Raw genomic sequence first — 15,270 nt, 5'->3', positions numbered from 1 at the left:
CCTGTGAAGCATCACAGAAAGGATTTCACATCCCAGATCTCTCTGCCGGATGTGCTGAAGTTCATACCCTTCAATCACCTGCACAATCACAGTTTCCGGCTGGGTCAAAAACTATCAAATGCAAACGGATGCACCGAAATATCACCCTTCAGAAACTGAGAGATCATTTTAATTCTCAGCAATCATATCTTCGATCAGGCGGACGACCAGGGCAAAAGGCGCATCACCAAACATCACATTAGAGGTGTCGCACAAGAACTTTTGTTCATAAGCAGACCGCGCGCAAACCGGACGATATGTCAGCGTTTCCTGACTTGCTTTGAAATATAGTCACCCAGACGTTTTGCCTGTTCATCATTGACACGCAATCCCAGCTTGGATCGTCGCCACAAGAAATCTTCCGCACAGTGGACCCATTCATGCTGAATGGCCCAATCAATTTCACGCGCGGTGATATCCTGTCCAAAATTCTCGCCCAAATCATCGATCGTTTGCGCACCGGCAAAGATGCCAGGTGCTTCAGTGCCATATTGCCTGATCAGACGCCGGATCGTACGAGCTTCGAAAAACGGCAATTGTTTCAACAAAGTATCACGCAGCACCTTCACCCCATCGACAGGGAAATCCCCACCAGGCAAGGCAACACCTGCAGTCCAGGTTTCCGTATCGCGCCCCAATGTTTCATCAATATGGCCCAACGCCGATTCCGCCAGCCGGCGATAGGTTGTGATCTTGCCGCCAAAGATATTCAGAACAGGTCCACCTGCAGTTTTATTCACCCGCAACACATACTCTCGCGTTGCCGCTGTCGCAGAACTGGCCCCGTCATTATACAACGGACGAACCCCGGAGTAGGTCCAGATGATATCATCAGCCTCAATCGGTTTCTTGAAATACTGACCGGCAAATGCACGCAGATAATCCGCCTCGGCAACGCTGCATTCCGGCTTTGTATACGGGTCAGAATGTTCCGCATCAGTCGTCCCGATCAGGGTGAAGTCTTCTTCATATGGAATGGCAAAAATGATCCGCCCATCTTCGCCCTGAAAAAAGTAGCATTTGTCATGATCATACAGCTTGTTCACAACAATATGGCTGCCACGCACCAGGCGAATGCTTTCTTTTGTCTGCAATTTAAGGCGCTGCTTGATCACGTCTTCCACCCATGGCCCACCCGCATTCACCAGCATTTTTGCTGTGATCACACGGGGATGGCCATCGTTAGTTTCAACGGAAACCTGCCAATGCGTGCCGTCAAATTCAGCACCGATCACCTTGCTGCGCACCATAATGTTCGCGCCACGCGCCCGGGCATCCCTGGCGTTCAGCAAGGTCAGGCGTGCATCTTCAACCCAACAATCGGAATATTCATAAGCCTTTACCAAATGCTCTTTCAGAGGGGTGCCTTCCGGTGCCACCGACAGATCTACTTTGCTGGTGCCTGGTAGAATTTCCCGCCCGCCCAGATGGTCATACATGAACAGCCCAAGCCGGATCAGCCAGTTTGGGCGACGTCCTTTCATCCACGGCATAACCAATGACAGCAGACGCGACGTGGGTGTGTCACTTTCAAAGCGCATTTCTTTATAGGTTGGCAGCACAAACCGCATGGGCCAGCTGATATGCGGCATGGCCCGCAGAAGGATTTCACGTTCAATCAGGGCTTCGCGCACCAGGCGAAATTCGAAAAATTCGAGATAGCGCAAACCACCGTGAAACAGTTTGGTCGACCCCGAAGACGTAGCCGAGGCCAGATCATTCATTTCGGCCAATGCGACAGAGTATCCACGGCCAGCAGCATCCCGTGCAATCCCACAACCATTGATGCCGCCACCGATGATAAACAGGTCAACAGATTCAGTTTGTTCCGACATTTTGCGTCTCTGTAATGATAAGGTTTGTGTTGGTTTGGCGCGCCGCCTCAGTAAATTCTGCGGGTGGTTGCGCATTCAGAATGACATGGTCCAGATCGGCGAGATTGCAAATACGATAGGGTGCCGCGACCTCAAACTTGGAAATGTCCGCCACCAGGATTTTCTGTCGTGCATTGGCGATAATCGCGCGGGCAACAGCAACTTCGCGCGGATCGAAATCCAAGATCGATCCATCCGGGTCGATTGACGATGTACCAATCACCGCAAAATCCACCTTATACTGGCTGATCGCAGCCACTGCATCTTCTCCGATAACGGCCCCGTCTGACAGACGCACCTCTCCTCCGATCACACTAAGGGATTTCAGACGCGTACCGCGCAGGATGCTGATAATGTTCATATTATTAGACAGGACCATCAGGTCTTTATGTAGACGCAGGGCCTCAGCCACCTGTTCGGTTGTGGTTCCGATGTTGATCGCAACGGATGCCCCATCCGGGATCAAAGAGGCCGCCATGTCTGCAACCGACTGCTTATCCGATATATTATTCAGACGACGTTCCTCATAGGCGCGGGCGGATGTCGATGGTGCGCGCTTCGCTCCGCCATGCATACGCAAAGCCAAACCCTGATCACACAACTCAGCTAGATCGCGACGCACGGTCTGCGTCGTTACGCCCAACTGGCGGGCCAATGCATCGACTTCCACTTCACCGACATGGCGCAGCCCATCAAGGATAATTTCTTGGCGTTCACTCAGAGGCATTTTCATCTTTCACTTGAATTCTTCTTTGCTCGTATGAACAATACTTTCTTCAAATATACCAGAGCATAGTGCATTTTTGTGACAACCGCCCCCTGTAGCGTGATATTATCGCCTAATACGAAATTTTCTGGCGATAATAGTTGCTCATACGAACATGAAAAAGCCAGGTTCGTTCGGACATAATTCCAAGGGAGAAAACAAAATGTGCAGGTTCAGCTGAACTTCCGCCCGGATCAGACCCAGCTTTTTCCGATGGCTGGCTCATTTCAGAGACCAGAGGCAAATCATGAAAACCGAAAGGTCTGGTTCTTTGTGCTTCCCGCCCTATTTCTGGTCGCCTTTCTGATTCTTGTGATCGAAATTCCGTTTGGTATCACCATCGCACTCTCTATGCCGCGCAAAGGGTTTTGGGGGCCTGTAGTTTTATCACAATGACCCTGCCCATGCAGTTCCTATGCAATGCTGTCGGCGCCATGTGGAACATCATTGCCCCAACACTGCATACATGTCGGAACGGCAATCCGCTGTCCTAGATAGATCACCACAGCAAGCCATTTCCCAAAGCTTGTGTGTTGCATTGTCCCTGCAGCCAGCGCGCTTGTCTCGGTTTGTTCAGCTCAACGGGTTGCCCCTGTGGCGCGCAGACCATAATGTTACACAACTGCTCTGACGGCCACCCCGACCAGATGCAGATCGTGAAACATTGAAGAGGGACAGGTTTGGGCGTTCTGGAGACATATCGCCTGCGCATCAGACGCAGGCGTTGGTTGATACGTGCCATTCGCAAAAGACGCGAATTACGTAAGGTTTCCAACCGCACGCATAAAATTCGGGCTGGAAACATACTTCTTTTCAGCACCCTGCGGAACGAAGCCCATCGACTGCCGTATTTTCTGGAATATTACCGGGATCTGGGGGTTCACCACTTTTTGTTTGTCGACAATGACAGCAACGATGGCGGACGTGAATTTCTGGCAGAACAGCCGGATGTTTCCCTGTGGACCACGAAAAGCAGCTACAAAAGTTCCCGCTTTGGTGTGGATTGGCTGACTTGGCTACAATTGCGGTATGCCCATGATCACTGGGCGCTTACGGCTGATGTCGACGAATTCCTAGTTTATCCGTTTTGCGACACACGCAATCTTGGGGCTCTGACAGATTGGCTGGACGCATCCGGCATTCGCAGTTTTGGCGCTATGTTGCTGGATATGTACCCCAAAGGGCCCGTCAATCAGGCACAGTATAAGCCCGGCCAGAACCCTTTCGAAATCGCTTCATGGTTTGATAGCGGCAACTATACGATCACCCGGAACCCAGAGTATAATAATCTGTGGATTCAAGGCGGCGCACGCAGCCGCGAATTCTTCAGTGAAAATCCATTTGAAGCGCCTGCTTTAAATAAGATCCCGCTGGTCAGATGGAGCCGTCGGTATACTTACGTCAGTTCTACGCATGCGTTGCTGCCCCGGGGGCTCAATCAGGTTTATGATCAGGGTGGCGGGGAAAAAGCGTCCGGATGCCTGTTGCATGCAAAATTTCTGGATGGCTTCGCCGAAAAGGCCGCCGAAGAACTGATCCGCAAACAACATTACGCCGGTAGTGTCGAATACCAAGCCTATTCTGACGGTTCAGACGACGATCCCGATTTCTGGTGCAAGTGGTCGGAACGTTATATTAACTGGCGGCAACTGGAAATGCTTGGCCTAATGTCCAAAGGAAACTGGACATGAGTATCGGTGTCGTCATGCTGACGCATACTGCATTTGACCGGGCTTCCCTTGTGGCACGGCATTGGGCGATGAATGGCTGTCCCGTTGTGATCCATGTGGACAAGCGCGTAGATGATGCAACCTATCAGGGTTTTGCGAATTCCCTTGCCGATTTACCAAATGTAAAGCTCAGCGAAAGGCGACATTGCGACTGGGGGACCTGGTCCATCGTTGAGGCAACACAGGTCGCGACCCGAATGTTACTTGAGGGTTTCCAAGATGTCAGCCACGTGTTCCTTACATCCGGTTCCTGCCTGCCTCTGCGACCGGTGCTTGAACTGACAGATTACTTGGCTGCACACCCTCGCACTGACTTCATTGAATCCGTCACCACGGAAGATGTTCCCTGGACTGTTGGTGGGTTGGATATTGAACGGTTCATTCTGCGCTTTCCATTCTCATGGAAAACCCAACGTGGCCTATTTGATCGTTATGTGCGTCTGCAACGCCGGATTGGGTTCCGACGTAAGATCCCAGACGGCCTTTCCCCTCATCTTGGGTCACAGTGGTGGTGCTTGACACGTCAGACCTTGGAGGCAATTCTGGGCAGCCCTCGACGGGCAGAATATGAAAAATACTTCAAAAAAGTCTGGATCCCCGACGAAAGTTATTTTCAGACAATGGTCAGGAAATATTCCGACAATGTTCACAGCCGATCCCTGACCCTTGCTCAGTTCGACTCACAGGGGAAACCCTACATCTTCTATGACGATCACATGGCGCTGTTACGCCGTTCCAATTGTTTTATCGCACGCAAAATTTGGCCCTCGGCAGATGGGCTATATAACACATTTCTGAATGCCAAAACCGGTGACAGCCCCGGCGCAGAACCCAATCCAGGTAAAATCGCACGGTTGTTCAGCAAAGCGACCGAACGGCGGGTGCGCGGGCGCACGGGCCTGACAATGCAAAGCCGGTTTCCAAAACACGTCTGGTACCATGGTTTAACCTCAGCCCCCTATTCTGTGTTTGAAGGTTTTTCCGAGGTCTTTGATGATTTTGAGCCCTGGCTTGCAAGATCTACTGGCGTGAATGTTCATGGCCATCTTTTTGCAAAAGACAAAGTCCACTTTTCCGACCAGCAAACACATTTCACCGGCGGCATTTCTGACAGTGCCACCCTGCGTGACTATCACCTAACCGCCTTCCTTTCTAACCTGATCTGGAATTCGCGCGGGCAACGGCAATGTTTCCAGTTCGGCCCATCTGACAATCAAAAAATCACCCCGGATATCGTCAATGACCCGAACGCTCAGATCTCTGTTATCTCCGGTGCGTGGATTATCCCACTCTTCCGTTCCACCGCCAGCTTAAGTGAGGTCCGGGCACAGGCAGCGAAATTGCAAAAAATCGAAAGTGCCCACCTGGACCTATTGCGTGCAGATACCACCAAAGCACAGGTGAAGATTTGGCCCCTTGCCGATTTCATCGAAGCGCCCAAGGAAAATCTGCAGTCGATCATCGATGAGATGGGGCTACATCTGGGACGCGGCCCGACGAATTACCCTAGTATGACCAATCTGGATGGTCTTGGGCGCTTTCTGCAAAACCTCAAGAATCAAGGCATGCATCCGTGGCTGGCCGGAGAATTCCTAATTTCAGAACAAGCCCCGGCCCGCATTGTTTCAAAACCCCGTTCTTATCAGGTGCCTAAATGACAAATTCCTTTGATTATTTCGTTGTGTTGGCGGAAATGCGCACGGGCTCTAACCTGCTGGAAGCCAATCTGAATGCCTTTGACGGCATCACCTGCCACGGCGAAGCCTTCAACCCCCATTTCATCGGATATCCAAAGAAAGATAACCTGCTGGGCATGACTGCGCCGGAACGTGATGAAGCGCCTGAAAATCTAATCGCTACGATTATCAAAAAGACGCAGGGCCTCGGCGGGTTTCGTTTTTTTCACAGTCACGATTTTCGTGCAGCGGATCGTTTTCTTGATGATCCCCGGTGTGCGAAAATCATCCTGTCCCGCAATCCGGTCGAAAGCTATGTCTCCTGGAAGATCGCCCGGGAAACGGATCAATGGCGCCTAACCAACCACAACAAACGTCGCAGCGCACAGGTGATGTTTGATGAGGAAGAATTCATCACCATGTTGTCCCACCAGCGTGAATTCCGCGCCATGGTTCACCACAAATTACAGACCAGTGGGCAGACTGCGTTTCACATCAGCTATCCCGATCTTCAGGATCTGGATATCATTAACGGATTAGGGCGTTTTCTAGGGGCGGCCACCCCACTGGAAGAACTCGATTCTAAAATTAAAAAGCAAAACCCTGGTCACCTTAGTGAAAAAGTCATCAACTTTTCTGAAATGGAAAGCGTCCTTGCAAAGTCTGATTTCTTTGAACTAACCGAAATCCCCGGCTATGAACCCACACGTGGCGCAAATGTGCCCTCTTACGTCACCGCCGCCAAATCACCGCTGCTGTTTATGCCGGTGCGCGGTTCAGAAACTGACACCATAACCCACTGGATGGCCCAGCTAGATGGCGCCGATCAAGTCACCAGTGGCTACACACAAAAAACGCTGCGCGACTGGAAGAAAGAACATCCCGGGCACGTCAGTTTCACAATGCTGACCCATCCTGCGGAACGCGTTCATACCTCTTTCTGCAAACACATCCTGAACCTAGGGCCTGATACCTATACGGAAATCCGTGATTTGCTGCGGCGCAAATTTGATCTGCCTATTCCCGCAGATACCCCTGGTGACGACTGGACCATTGATCAGCATCGCGGTGCATTTATTGCCTTTCTGGAGTTCGTCAAAAATAACCTAGACGGCAAAACCCCCGTCCGAGTTGATAACACCTGGGCCAGTCAAACATCACAGGTAGAAGGCATCAGTAAGTTCACATTCCCTGATCTGCTTCTCCGTAAATCTGATCTTTCCCAGGGCTTGCAGGATATCTGTAGCAGACTGAACGTATCACCCCCTGCACTTACTGAAGAAATCGACGATACCCCTTATACCCTTGCGCAGATCTATAACGGCAAAGTCGAAACGGCCGTGAAGAAATGTTATACAAAAGATTATGTGAATTTCGGCTTTGGGCGCTGGAACGCCTGACCCTTCAGGCGGCCTGACTGGGCAGGGTTTCCGTCAGAATTGTGTGCAATGTTGTTGGGTCTAGGTTGGCCCGCAGTTTGGCACAAATTCCGCTGTCGCGCATCGTACGTGACACCAGCGCAAGCGCTTTCAGATGTTCGACACCTGCTTCTTCCGGGGCAAACAGCGCAAAAAATAAATCCACTGGCTGGCGGTCAACACTTCCAAAATCAATTGGGGTTTCGGTACGCAGAAAAACGGCAGACACGCCTGTCAAACCAGGCATGCGTGCATGCGGCAAGGCCACCCCTTTGCCAACACCTGTAGGACCAAGGTTTTCACGATCCTGAAGCGCATCCATCGCATCATTTGGTGAAATACCATAAACGCTGGCGGCAACCTCTCCCAAAGATTGGAAGAGGCGTCTTTTACTGGAAACACTTCCAAGCACTTTGATCGCGCCCGGCTGCAGAATCGTCATAAAATCCATCGTGTCTACCTGATCTCAAAGACCTGAGATCAGGTCCGTGCCTCTTATTTCGGATCAATCCAGCCGATGTTTCCATCATCGCGCCGGTAGACGACGTTTACGCCGTCATGTCCTTCATTCCGGAACACCAGCGCAGGGGCGCCAGCCAGTTCCATTTGCATTACTGCTTCACCAACGGACAGGGACGGTATCTTTGTCTCCATCTCGGCGATAATCATCGGCTGCAGCGTTTCCGGCTCTTCAGCTTCTGATTCAGCTCCTGATGCGAGGATATACGAGGAAGCGCCGAAAAGTTCAACCGGCTCAGCCCGTGTATTGTGGTGATTCTTCAACCTACGCTTGTATCGACGCAGCTGTTTCTCCATTTTATCGCCACAGGAATCAAACGCTGCATAAATTTCAGTCGCGTGCGCTTTGGCTTGGGCGGTCAGGCCTGTGGAAAGATGAACCGTTGCTTCACATACATACTCATGCGCGTTTCGGGAGAAAACAACCTGTGCGTCCGTCGGACGTTCGGCATATTTGTCAATGACCGAACCAAGCCCGTCCTTCACATGCACCTGAAGTGCTTCGCCAATGTCAATTTGCTTACCCGTAATCTGGTACCGCATGTAACCTCCTGAAGTTTAAGTGGATGGATGCAAAATTCCCCCGATAAAAGGCGTACAGCATTGTGAAATGATGTTGTAACCGGGTTGTGTTTTTCCGGGCGGTTGCCAAACCTGTTGAAGGGTCAGAGCCGCGAGGAAAGGTACTTCCGTTTTCGGTCGTACGATGATGGAATCTTTAAGCATCCCCTGTATTTGGCGACAGTTCGGCGGGCAATGTCAACGCCTTCCTTGCATAATTGATCAACAATTTCTAAATCCGACAGCGGTGTTTCCCGATTTTCGGCGGCAATCATACGCCGGATTGCCTGCTGCACACTATAGGCCGAAGACACCACTTCCCCGTCTTTCAAAAGAGCCTTCTGAAAGAAGGTAGAAATCGGGTAAACAGACCCGTTAATTTCCACAAACTTTCCAGCCACCGCCCGCACAACGGTTGATGGGTGAACACCCAATTTTTCAGCGATTTTCACGCGTGTCACCGGGGCAATCTGATCCGCTTGCCCCATGATAAACGGATGCTGAATTTCAGCCAAAATCATCATGATCTGAAGCAGGGTTTTACCCCGGAAGTTGACAGCGCGGATCAGGGCATCTGCACGACGTCTGTAATCCTGAATATAGTGCTTTGCTTTGTCATCTTTCATCGCCCTCTGGATCAGCTCATGTTCCAGGTCAAGCTCGGGCAGGACATCTCTGCACAAATGCACATCAACCTCACCATTCGGCTCAGCCTCTATGCAAATGTCAGGCAAAATTTCTTCAGCAAGGGGGGCAAAAGCATCTGCGGGATAGGGCGACACACTCCGGACTTTCGCCGCCAGCCGGATTGCACGCGCCTCAGAGATGCCTTCTCTGGACTTAAGCTTAGCCCAGTCTTCCTTTGCAAACAGATCCAAATTATCCAGAACAATCCGAATGCTTTCCGACGACACGCCCAGATCCGTCAGCTGTATCTTCAGACATTCCGTCAGCGAACGCGCCCCAATACCCGAAGGCTCGCATGCCTGTAATTGCTGGATCGCGGCCTCTGCCTCTCGCGGGGTGCAACGCAGCTCATTCGTGATCTCGTCAATGCTGCTGACCAGATAGCCTTCACCAGACAAATCACCGACCAGATATAGCGCGATATTCAAGATCTTGCCCGACGCATTGCCTTCGGACAGCTGACGCCGCAAACTTTCACCCAAAGTGGTCTGAACAGCCAGATCTTCTGAGAGATCCCCCAGCAGGCTGTTGCGCCGTGGTGGTGTGACTTTTAAAAGAGGGTTTTCAGCAGCTTCGTTGTTGATCTGCTGAACCAGCTCCGTGGTGGGCAGCGCAAGAATCGCAAGGGAATGCGTCAGGCCGGGTGTTAATCCCAGCCGATTGGTCAACCGTAACTGTGTTCCCGCAGACGCCGCCATCAGCGCACCCTCGGGCAACAAAACACATTAAGACATCCGGAAGCTTTCACCCAGATAAACCTTACGTACGTTTTCGTCCTGAACAACTTCATCAGTGGTTCCACTCATCAATACTTTACCATCATGCAAAATATAAGCGCGGTCCACAATTTCCAACGTTTCACGCACATTGTGGTCTGTGATCAACACCCCAATCCCACGTGATTTCAGGTCCGCAACAAGATTTCTGATTTCGCCCACAGCGATCGGATCAACACCAGCAAAGGGTTCATCAAGCAAAACATATTTCGGCCCAGAGGCAAGGCAGCGCGCAATTTCGGCACGCCTACGTTCACCACCGGACAAAGCCAGCGCAGGGGCGCGTCGCAGATGTTCGATAGAAAATTCGGACAATAATTCTTCCAGCTTTTCCATCCGTTTGCGACGGTCTTTGATCGCAATTTCAAGTATCGACAGAATATTGTCTTCAACGCTCATGCCGCGAAAAATTGACATTTCCTGCGGAAGATAGCCAATACCAAGGCGCGCGCGGCGATACATCGGCAATGTGGTGGCGACAGTTCCGTCAATGATCACCTGACCACCTTCAGCATTTACAAGCCCGGCGATCGAATAAAAGCAGGTGGTTTTCCCAGATCCATTCGGCCCCAAAAGCGCAACAACTTCCCCCCGCGCCAGTTCCATAGAAACATCACGGATCACCACCCGCTTGCGATAGCTTTTACGCAGGTTGCGAATGGATAGGCCGCTGCTGCCTTCTGTCACTGTCAGTTCGGGCGTGGCCATCGGTCAATTGCCCCCGGTCTGTAAGATCGTATGCACCTGACCAGACAATTCCGCCTGCCCAGTCCCAAGGTTCACAACCATATTGTTCGCCCCCAGCGCATTGTCACCCTGTGTCAGGATCACGCCACCCTGCATCACAATCTGACCAGATCCGATTGTATAAACGGCTTCGCTTGCTTCGGCTGCTTCGGCACCATTGACCAAAACAACGCCCTGACTGGCATACATTTTAGAAACTTCGCCCGTGGCATTGCCACCTGACGTATATTCAATTCGGACCTGCCCGGCATTCAGACGCATCGTGCCCTGCCCAACAACCACATTCCCCCGAAACGTGGCGCTGCCGTCTTCCTGGTTGATTTCAAGCTGATCTGCCGTGACTTCTACCGGAAGAGAGGCATCATGCTGCAAGCCACCAAAGGCAACCTGGGCCTGTGCTTGTGCCATGCCCGCAAAACCGGCCACAGAAACGCTGAAAATGATCGCTTGCAGAAATCTCTTCATCATTACCTCTATCATCCCCGGTCTTAGTTTTGCGGCGTGTATACCAGCTTCACCCCGCCCTTGAAAACAAGAACATAGGTATTGCCGCCCGGTTCTTCCACCGCAAGTTCCATGCTATTGGCATCAAAACTGCCAAAACGCCCCGTCACAGACACAGGCCCCGGTGCATTCATCACCGATCCGTCCATCGCAGTGTCAAGCTGACCAGTGGTCATTCGCATCCCTGCAGAACTTTCGATTTCAACATCACCGGTCAGCGTAAACACCTGCTCCGCGCCATTCATATGCCCCTGATCTGACATGATATCAAAACGTGTACCTGATGGTGTATCAATCGCCGCACGTAACCCTTCGGCATCCAGCAGCCTAGGGTCAGTCGGGTCAGGGGTTGCCGTTCTGGCCTGTATAGACAGGGCTGTGCCATTTTGCGTGACGCCGGTAAAATTCGGATTGGTCGCTCGTGGCGTTTGCGCCCGTTCTTCGATGTCGCGTTCCGTAAACGGAATTGCCCCGCCTTCACCGGTGCCACGGGAAAACAGAAACATCGTCGACAGCAACGCCAGCGCAGTCAGGGGTAAAAGGATTTTCACCCAAGCGACAAAGCGCGAATATGAATTGGTATTGTTCATCTTGGCCGCGATCTTATCAGAAGGAAAAAATCAGAAAAGTGCGTCAGCAATGATCCGCCTGCACGTTGGGTTGTTTTCAGATCAGTGCGAAAAAATATCCTGATCAGGCCATCCGGTCAGATCCAAAACCGCGCGGGTCGGCAGGAAATCATAGCAGCGCTGTGCAATATCCATCCGACCTTCGCGTTCCAAGCGTTCGTTCAGCTTGTCACGCAATTTATGCAGATACAAAACGTCAGAAGCCGCATAGTTCAGCTGCGCATTGGTCAGCTTTTCAGCGCCCCAGTCGCTCATCTGCTGTTGTTTGGAAATATCCACCGACAGCATTTCCTGCAGAAGGTTTTTCAACCCATGACGGTCCGTGTAGGTCCGGACCAGTTTTGACGCGATCTTGGTGCAATAGACAGGCGCCGTCAGTGCCCCAAATGCGTTAAACATCGCAGCGATATCAAAACGCCCATAATGGAACAGCTTCAGTACGTCTGGATCCGTCAGCATCGCGCATAAATTGGGGGCCTCAGTCTGGTCTTTTTCAACCTGAACCATATGACAGTTGCCGTCACCACCGGACATCTGCACCAGACACAGGCGATCACGATGCGGGTTCAGCCCCATTGTTTCACAATCAATTGCAACAACAGAGCCCAGCGAAAGCCCGTCTGGAAGATCGTTTTTGTAAAGATGATTTGCCATGCCTGCCCTGCCTGAACTCAGCGATCCGCAACAGTTAGAATGTCTTGCCCGCCAATTCAAGTTAATGCCGTGGCACACCATCCGGCCCGACGATGCCACTGATCAGGTTCACCCGGTTCAGCTTTTCTGCCAAACTTCCCCGGTAGGCCCCAATTTCTGATATCCAGGCGCTGCAGGTGGCGGCATTTTCCCGCGTCATCTGAACGCCGTTTTCTACACTGATTTCACGAAACGCCACACGATCCCCGGCCCTGGCCTGGGCAAGCCTGTCCTGGTCACACGTAATCACCGTCGCAATCTTGGGGTACCCCCCCGTGGTCTGGTGATCAGCCAGCAATACGATTGGATCTCCGTGACCGGGAACTTGTACGGATCCACGAATGATCGCTTCGGACGGAATAGACAGGGCATCTTCTGGCGACAATGTCGCGCCATTCAGGCGCATTCCCATGCGATCAAATTCACGGGAAACTTCGAAATCAGCCTGAAACAGAGTCTGTTTTGCCACGTCGGGAAACAGTTCATCCTGCGGCCCCAACACAAGATGGGCAACGCCAGAAAACCGGCTAAAATCCGGAACAGGCAACACGCAATTCAAATCCTCGCGAAGGGCTTGTCCCCGCGGATCGAACCCATCCCCCGCAGCCAGATACCCACCACATAATCCCGATGGTAAATGTGACGATTCACTTCCCAGCCAAGCCTGTGTATCAAATCCACCGACGCACCCCAAATAGCCCCAACTGCCACTTGCCCCAGCACGGATGGTCAGGGTTTTGCCTGCATGCAAAGTAAACACGCCCCAGGGCGCGACGGGCTCTCCCCCAATGGATAAAGCGAACTCTCCCCCGCAAAACCCCAGCGTTAGTGTCTGTTTTGCGGTTACTGCAATACCAGCCAGGGATACTTCAATTGCGTTAAATCCATCCGGCGTGTCGAGCATCGCCGCAAGAATAGAAAACGCCGACCGATCCATCGGGCCGCTTTCAGTAACCCCAAACCGCATGAACCCCATACGGCCCTGGTCCTGCAATGAACACATGGGGCCTGCAAATTTTACATCCAGTGCGCTCATGTTTTTGATCCTCGCATAAGATCATCCTGCGACACGCGCTTAAATCTGATGGTGTCCCCCACCGAGATAGGAAAGGGATCATCGGAAAAGGGTTGGAAAACCTCAAAATCGGTTCGCCCGATCACCCACCATCCCGACGGCATCACCATAGTCGTCACGATACATTGCGGCCCGGCGATCATCACCGCACCTTTCGGAATATCCCGTACGGGTGCCGTTTTACGGGGCAGCTGAATGCTGTCATCCGTGCCCCCGAGATATCCATAACCTGGAGCAAATCCATACATATACAATTTGTAGGTCGCCCCGGTATGTGCATTGATGACAGCATCGGTACTCAGCCCGGTTTGATCAGAAACCATCTGCAGATCCGGTGCGAAACCATCCTCATAGCACGTTGGCAAAACCCACTCGCGCGCTTCAGATGCCTGGGCGCCGCCAACTGATAAGGCAGAAATCGCCTGCATTAGGGTCTGATATTCAGTTTTCAGCGGGTCATAAACCACCAGCAACCCTGTAAAGGATGGCACCAGTTCGCGCACACCGGGAATATTCGCCCTAGTAATTGCACTGTCCATCGCAAGCACATCCGCATGGATGTCTTCACGGATAACGTCACCGAACCGGATCATAACGCCGCTGTCACCGACAGGCTGAAAACGCGGTGTTGTCATTTTACAAAAGCCCCAATCCGGATCCCGGCCTGTTCAAGCCCCTGTCGCAAATCACGCGCCAATTCAACTGCTGTAGGACCGTCGCCGTGCACACAGATTGACCCGGCTTCTAGGGAAATGGGATCTCCTCCAACCGTGGGCATGTTTCCGGTTTGCATAAATTCAATCAACCTTGCGCTGGCGGCCTGTGCATCATGGATCATTGCGCCATCTTGGCCACGCGGAACAAGCAGGCCATTGGGCTGATAACCACGGTCTGCGAATATCTCGGAACAGTAATTCAGCCCACTATCGCACGCGACCTTTTCAAGCTGGGTTCCGGAAATTGTAAGTAAAACCGCATCCGCCCCCAAAACCGCCCGGGTTGCGCGCACAATCGCCCCGGCAATATCAGCATCTTCCGCGCCCCAGTTCGCAAGGGCACCATGCGCCTTAACGTAACGCACGTCGGCCCCTTTCAGGGCAGCGATCCCGCAAAGTGCACCGGTCTGATATGCGACCAGGCGCTCTACCTCGTCGATGGTCAAAGGCAAGCGGCGGCGGCCGAAACCTTCTTTATCGTCAAATCCTGGATGTGCGCCGATAGAAACGCCTTTCGCCACTGCCATTTCAACAGCTTGCAACATGGTCGCCGGGTCACCGGCATGTCCGCCACAGGCAATATTTGCGCTACTGACGATGGCCATCATCTGTGCGTCATTGCCCATTTTCCAAGGACCAAAACTTTCGCCAAGGTCAGCGTTAATATCGATATGTGGCATGAAGTTCCCCTTTGCGTGAAAATTGCACCATGAGGGAGAAGGGTCAAGCAAACATAGTGACTTATCAAAACAGAAAACCCCGGAGAAACGCTCCGGGGTTTTACGTGTATAGTCGTTAATCTGAAGTCAGATCTTATCTGTCGGAACCAGATACGCTTGCTGCTTCGCTTGCAAACCATG

15 protein-coding genes and 1 pseudogene are annotated in these 15,270 nt (G+C 52.0%); 4 read left to right on the top strand and 12 right to left on the bottom strand.

What is annotated here, in order from left to right; genetic code table 11:
• Nucleotides 1-299 precede the first annotated feature (299 nt).
• Nucleotides 300-1,874 (bottom strand): glycerol-3-phosphate dehydrogenase, encoded by a 1,575-nt coding sequence (gene glpD, locus ACPGUT_RS10715; RefSeq protein ID WP_423991197.1) that lies wholly within the window; start codon nt 1,872-1,874, stop codon nt 300-302.
• Nucleotides 1,858-2,646: a DeoR/GlpR family DNA-binding transcription regulator gene (locus tag ACPGUT_RS10710; RefSeq protein ID WP_423991195.1), complete on the bottom strand. Its 789-nt coding sequence runs from the start codon at nt 2,644-2,646 to the stop codon at nt 1,858-1,860. Before ACPGUT_RS10710 ends, glpD begins: the two co-directional genes overlap by 17 nt.
• 246 nt (nt 2,647-2,892) lie before the next feature.
• On the opposite strand from ACPGUT_RS10710, the pseudogene ACPGUT_RS10705 reads away from it, so the two are divergent.
• The 4 genes and pseudogenes from ACPGUT_RS10705 to ACPGUT_RS10690 form a co-directional block, all read left to right on the top strand.
• Nucleotides 2,893-3,125, top strand: a pseudogene (locus tag ACPGUT_RS10705) (hypothetical protein); the annotation flags it as partial.
• Nucleotides 3,126-3,359: 234 nt separating this feature from the next.
• Nucleotides 3,360-4,370, top strand: coding sequence for a glycosyltransferase family 2 protein (locus tag ACPGUT_RS10700; RefSeq protein ID WP_423991193.1), 1,011 nt, complete (start codon nt 3,360-3,362; stop codon nt 4,368-4,370).
• Nucleotides 4,367-6,067, top strand: coding sequence for a beta-1,6-N-acetylglucosaminyltransferase (locus tag ACPGUT_RS10695; RefSeq protein WP_423991191.1), 1,701 nt, complete (start codon nt 4,367-4,369; stop codon nt 6,065-6,067). Before ACPGUT_RS10700 ends, ACPGUT_RS10695 begins: the two co-directional genes overlap by 4 nt.
• Nucleotides 6,064-7,485: a nodulation protein NodH gene (locus ACPGUT_RS10690; protein WP_423991189.1), complete on the top strand. Its 1,422-nt coding sequence runs from the start codon at nt 6,064-6,066 to the stop codon at nt 7,483-7,485. The genes ACPGUT_RS10695 and ACPGUT_RS10690 overlap by 4 nt, the downstream gene beginning before the upstream one ends.
• Before the next feature lie 4 nt (nt 7,486-7,489).
• Here the strand turns inward: ACPGUT_RS10690 and ACPGUT_RS10685 are convergent, their stop codons facing one another.
• The 10 genes from ACPGUT_RS10685 to ACPGUT_RS10640 form a co-directional block, all read right to left on the bottom strand.
• Complete coding sequence (locus ACPGUT_RS10685) at nt 7,490-7,954, bottom strand: PTS sugar transporter subunit IIA (RefSeq protein ID WP_423991187.1); 465 nt, start codon at nt 7,952-7,954, stop codon at nt 7,490-7,492.
• Nucleotides 7,955-7,998: 44 nt separating this feature from the next.
• Complete coding sequence (gene hpf, locus ACPGUT_RS10680) at nt 7,999-8,565, bottom strand: ribosome hibernation-promoting factor, HPF/YfiA family (protein WP_423991185.1); 567 nt, start codon at nt 8,563-8,565, stop codon at nt 7,999-8,001.
• 122 nt (nt 8,566-8,687) lie between these two features.
• Nucleotides 8,688-9,968: an RNA polymerase factor sigma-54 gene (rpoN, locus tag ACPGUT_RS10675; protein ID WP_423991183.1), complete on the bottom strand. Its 1,281-nt coding sequence runs from the start codon at nt 9,966-9,968 to the stop codon at nt 8,688-8,690.
• A 27-nt stretch (nt 9,969-9,995) separates the two neighbouring features.
• Nucleotides 9,996-10,754 (bottom strand): LPS export ABC transporter ATP-binding protein, encoded by a 759-nt coding sequence (gene lptB / locus ACPGUT_RS10670; RefSeq protein WP_423991182.1) that lies wholly within the window; start codon nt 10,752-10,754, stop codon nt 9,996-9,998.
• Nucleotides 10,755-10,757: 3 nt separating this feature from the next.
• Nucleotides 10,758-11,261, bottom strand: coding sequence for an LptA/OstA family protein (locus ACPGUT_RS10665; RefSeq protein ID WP_423991180.1), 504 nt, complete (start codon nt 11,259-11,261; stop codon nt 10,758-10,760).
• A gap of 20 nt (nt 11,262-11,281) precedes the next feature.
• On the bottom strand, nt 11,282-11,887 hold the full coding sequence (gene lptC, locus ACPGUT_RS10660) for an LPS export ABC transporter periplasmic protein LptC (RefSeq protein WP_423991178.1): 606 nt from the start codon (nt 11,885-11,887) through the stop codon (nt 11,282-11,284).
• 81 nt (nt 11,888-11,968) lie between these two features.
• On the bottom strand, nt 11,969-12,580 hold the full coding sequence (locus tag ACPGUT_RS10655; RefSeq protein WP_423991176.1) for a ribonuclease D: 612 nt from the start codon (nt 12,578-12,580) through the stop codon (nt 11,969-11,971).
• A 61-nt stretch (nt 12,581-12,641) separates the two neighbouring features.
• Nucleotides 12,642-13,655, bottom strand: a complete 1,014-nt coding sequence (locus ACPGUT_RS10650) for a biotin-dependent carboxyltransferase family protein (RefSeq protein ID WP_423991174.1) — start codon at nt 13,653-13,655, stop codon at nt 12,642-12,644.
• Nucleotides 13,652-14,329 carry a 5-oxoprolinase subunit B family protein gene (locus tag ACPGUT_RS10645; RefSeq protein WP_423991172.1) on the bottom strand — a complete coding sequence of 226 codons (678 nt, stop codon included), beginning with the start codon at nt 14,327-14,329 and terminating at the stop codon, nt 13,652-13,654. The genes ACPGUT_RS10650 and ACPGUT_RS10645 overlap by 4 nt, the downstream gene beginning before the upstream one ends.
• Entirely contained in the window at nt 14,326-15,090 is a 765-nt protein-coding gene (locus tag ACPGUT_RS10640; RefSeq protein ID WP_423991170.1) for a LamB/YcsF family protein, read from the bottom strand. Before ACPGUT_RS10640 ends, ACPGUT_RS10645 begins: the two co-directional genes overlap by 4 nt.
• Between the last annotated feature and the right edge of the window lie 180 nt (nt 15,091-15,270).

The organism is Halocynthiibacter sp. (assembly GCF_049608145.1).
GTDB lineage: Bacteria > Pseudomonadota > Alphaproteobacteria > Rhodobacterales > Rhodobacteraceae > Halocynthiibacter.
This window is presented reverse-complemented; position numbering and strand designations above follow the sequence as displayed.

What these genes read in the sequence shown, in the direction of transcription:
- ACPGUT_RS10650 (WP_423991174.1), bottom strand. Translation starts at nt 13,655, where the DNA reads ATGAGCGCACTGGATGTAAAATTTGCAGGCCCCATGTGTTCATTGCAG.
- ACPGUT_RS10685 (WP_423991187.1), bottom strand. Translation starts at nt 7,954, where the DNA reads ATGGATTTTATGACGATTCTGCAGCCGGGCGCGATCAAAGTGCTTGGA.
- rpoN (WP_423991183.1), bottom strand. Translation starts at nt 9,968, where the DNA reads ATGGCGGCGTCTGCGGGAACACAGTTACGGTTGACCAATCGGCTGGGA.
- glpD (WP_423991197.1), bottom strand. Translation starts at nt 1,874, where the DNA reads ATGTCGGAACAAACTGAATCTGTTGACCTGTTTATCATCGGTGGCGGC.
- ACPGUT_RS10690 (WP_423991189.1), top strand. Translation starts at nt 6,064, where the DNA reads ATGACAAATTCCTTTGATTATTTCGTTGTGTTGGCGGAAATGCGCACG.
- ACPGUT_RS10710 (WP_423991195.1), bottom strand. Translation starts at nt 2,646, where the DNA reads ATGAAAATGCCTCTGAGTGAACGCCAAGAAATTATCCTTGATGGGCTG.
- lptB (WP_423991182.1), bottom strand. Translation starts at nt 10,754, where the DNA reads ATGGCCACGCCCGAACTGACAGTGACAGAAGGCAGCAGCGGCCTATCC.
- lptC (WP_423991178.1), bottom strand. Translation starts at nt 11,887, where the DNA reads ATGAACAATACCAATTCATATTCGCGCTTTGTCGCTTGGGTGAAAATC.
- hpf (WP_423991185.1), bottom strand. Translation starts at nt 8,565, where the DNA reads ATGCGGTACCAGATTACGGGTAAGCAAATTGACATTGGCGAAGCACTT.
- ACPGUT_RS10640 (WP_423991170.1), bottom strand. Translation starts at nt 15,090, where the DNA reads ATGCCACATATCGATATTAACGCTGACCTTGGCGAAAGTTTTGGTCCT.
- ACPGUT_RS10665 (WP_423991180.1), bottom strand. Translation starts at nt 11,261, where the DNA reads ATGATGAAGAGATTTCTGCAAGCGATCATTTTCAGCGTTTCTGTGGCC.
- ACPGUT_RS10645 (WP_423991172.1), bottom strand. Translation starts at nt 14,329, where the DNA reads ATGACAACACCGCGTTTTCAGCCTGTCGGTGACAGCGGCGTTATGATC.
- ACPGUT_RS10655 (WP_423991176.1), bottom strand. Translation starts at nt 12,580, where the DNA reads ATGGCAAATCATCTTTACAAAAACGATCTTCCAGACGGGCTTTCGCTG.
- ACPGUT_RS10695 (WP_423991191.1), top strand. Translation starts at nt 4,367, where the DNA reads ATGAGTATCGGTGTCGTCATGCTGACGCATACTGCATTTGACCGGGCT.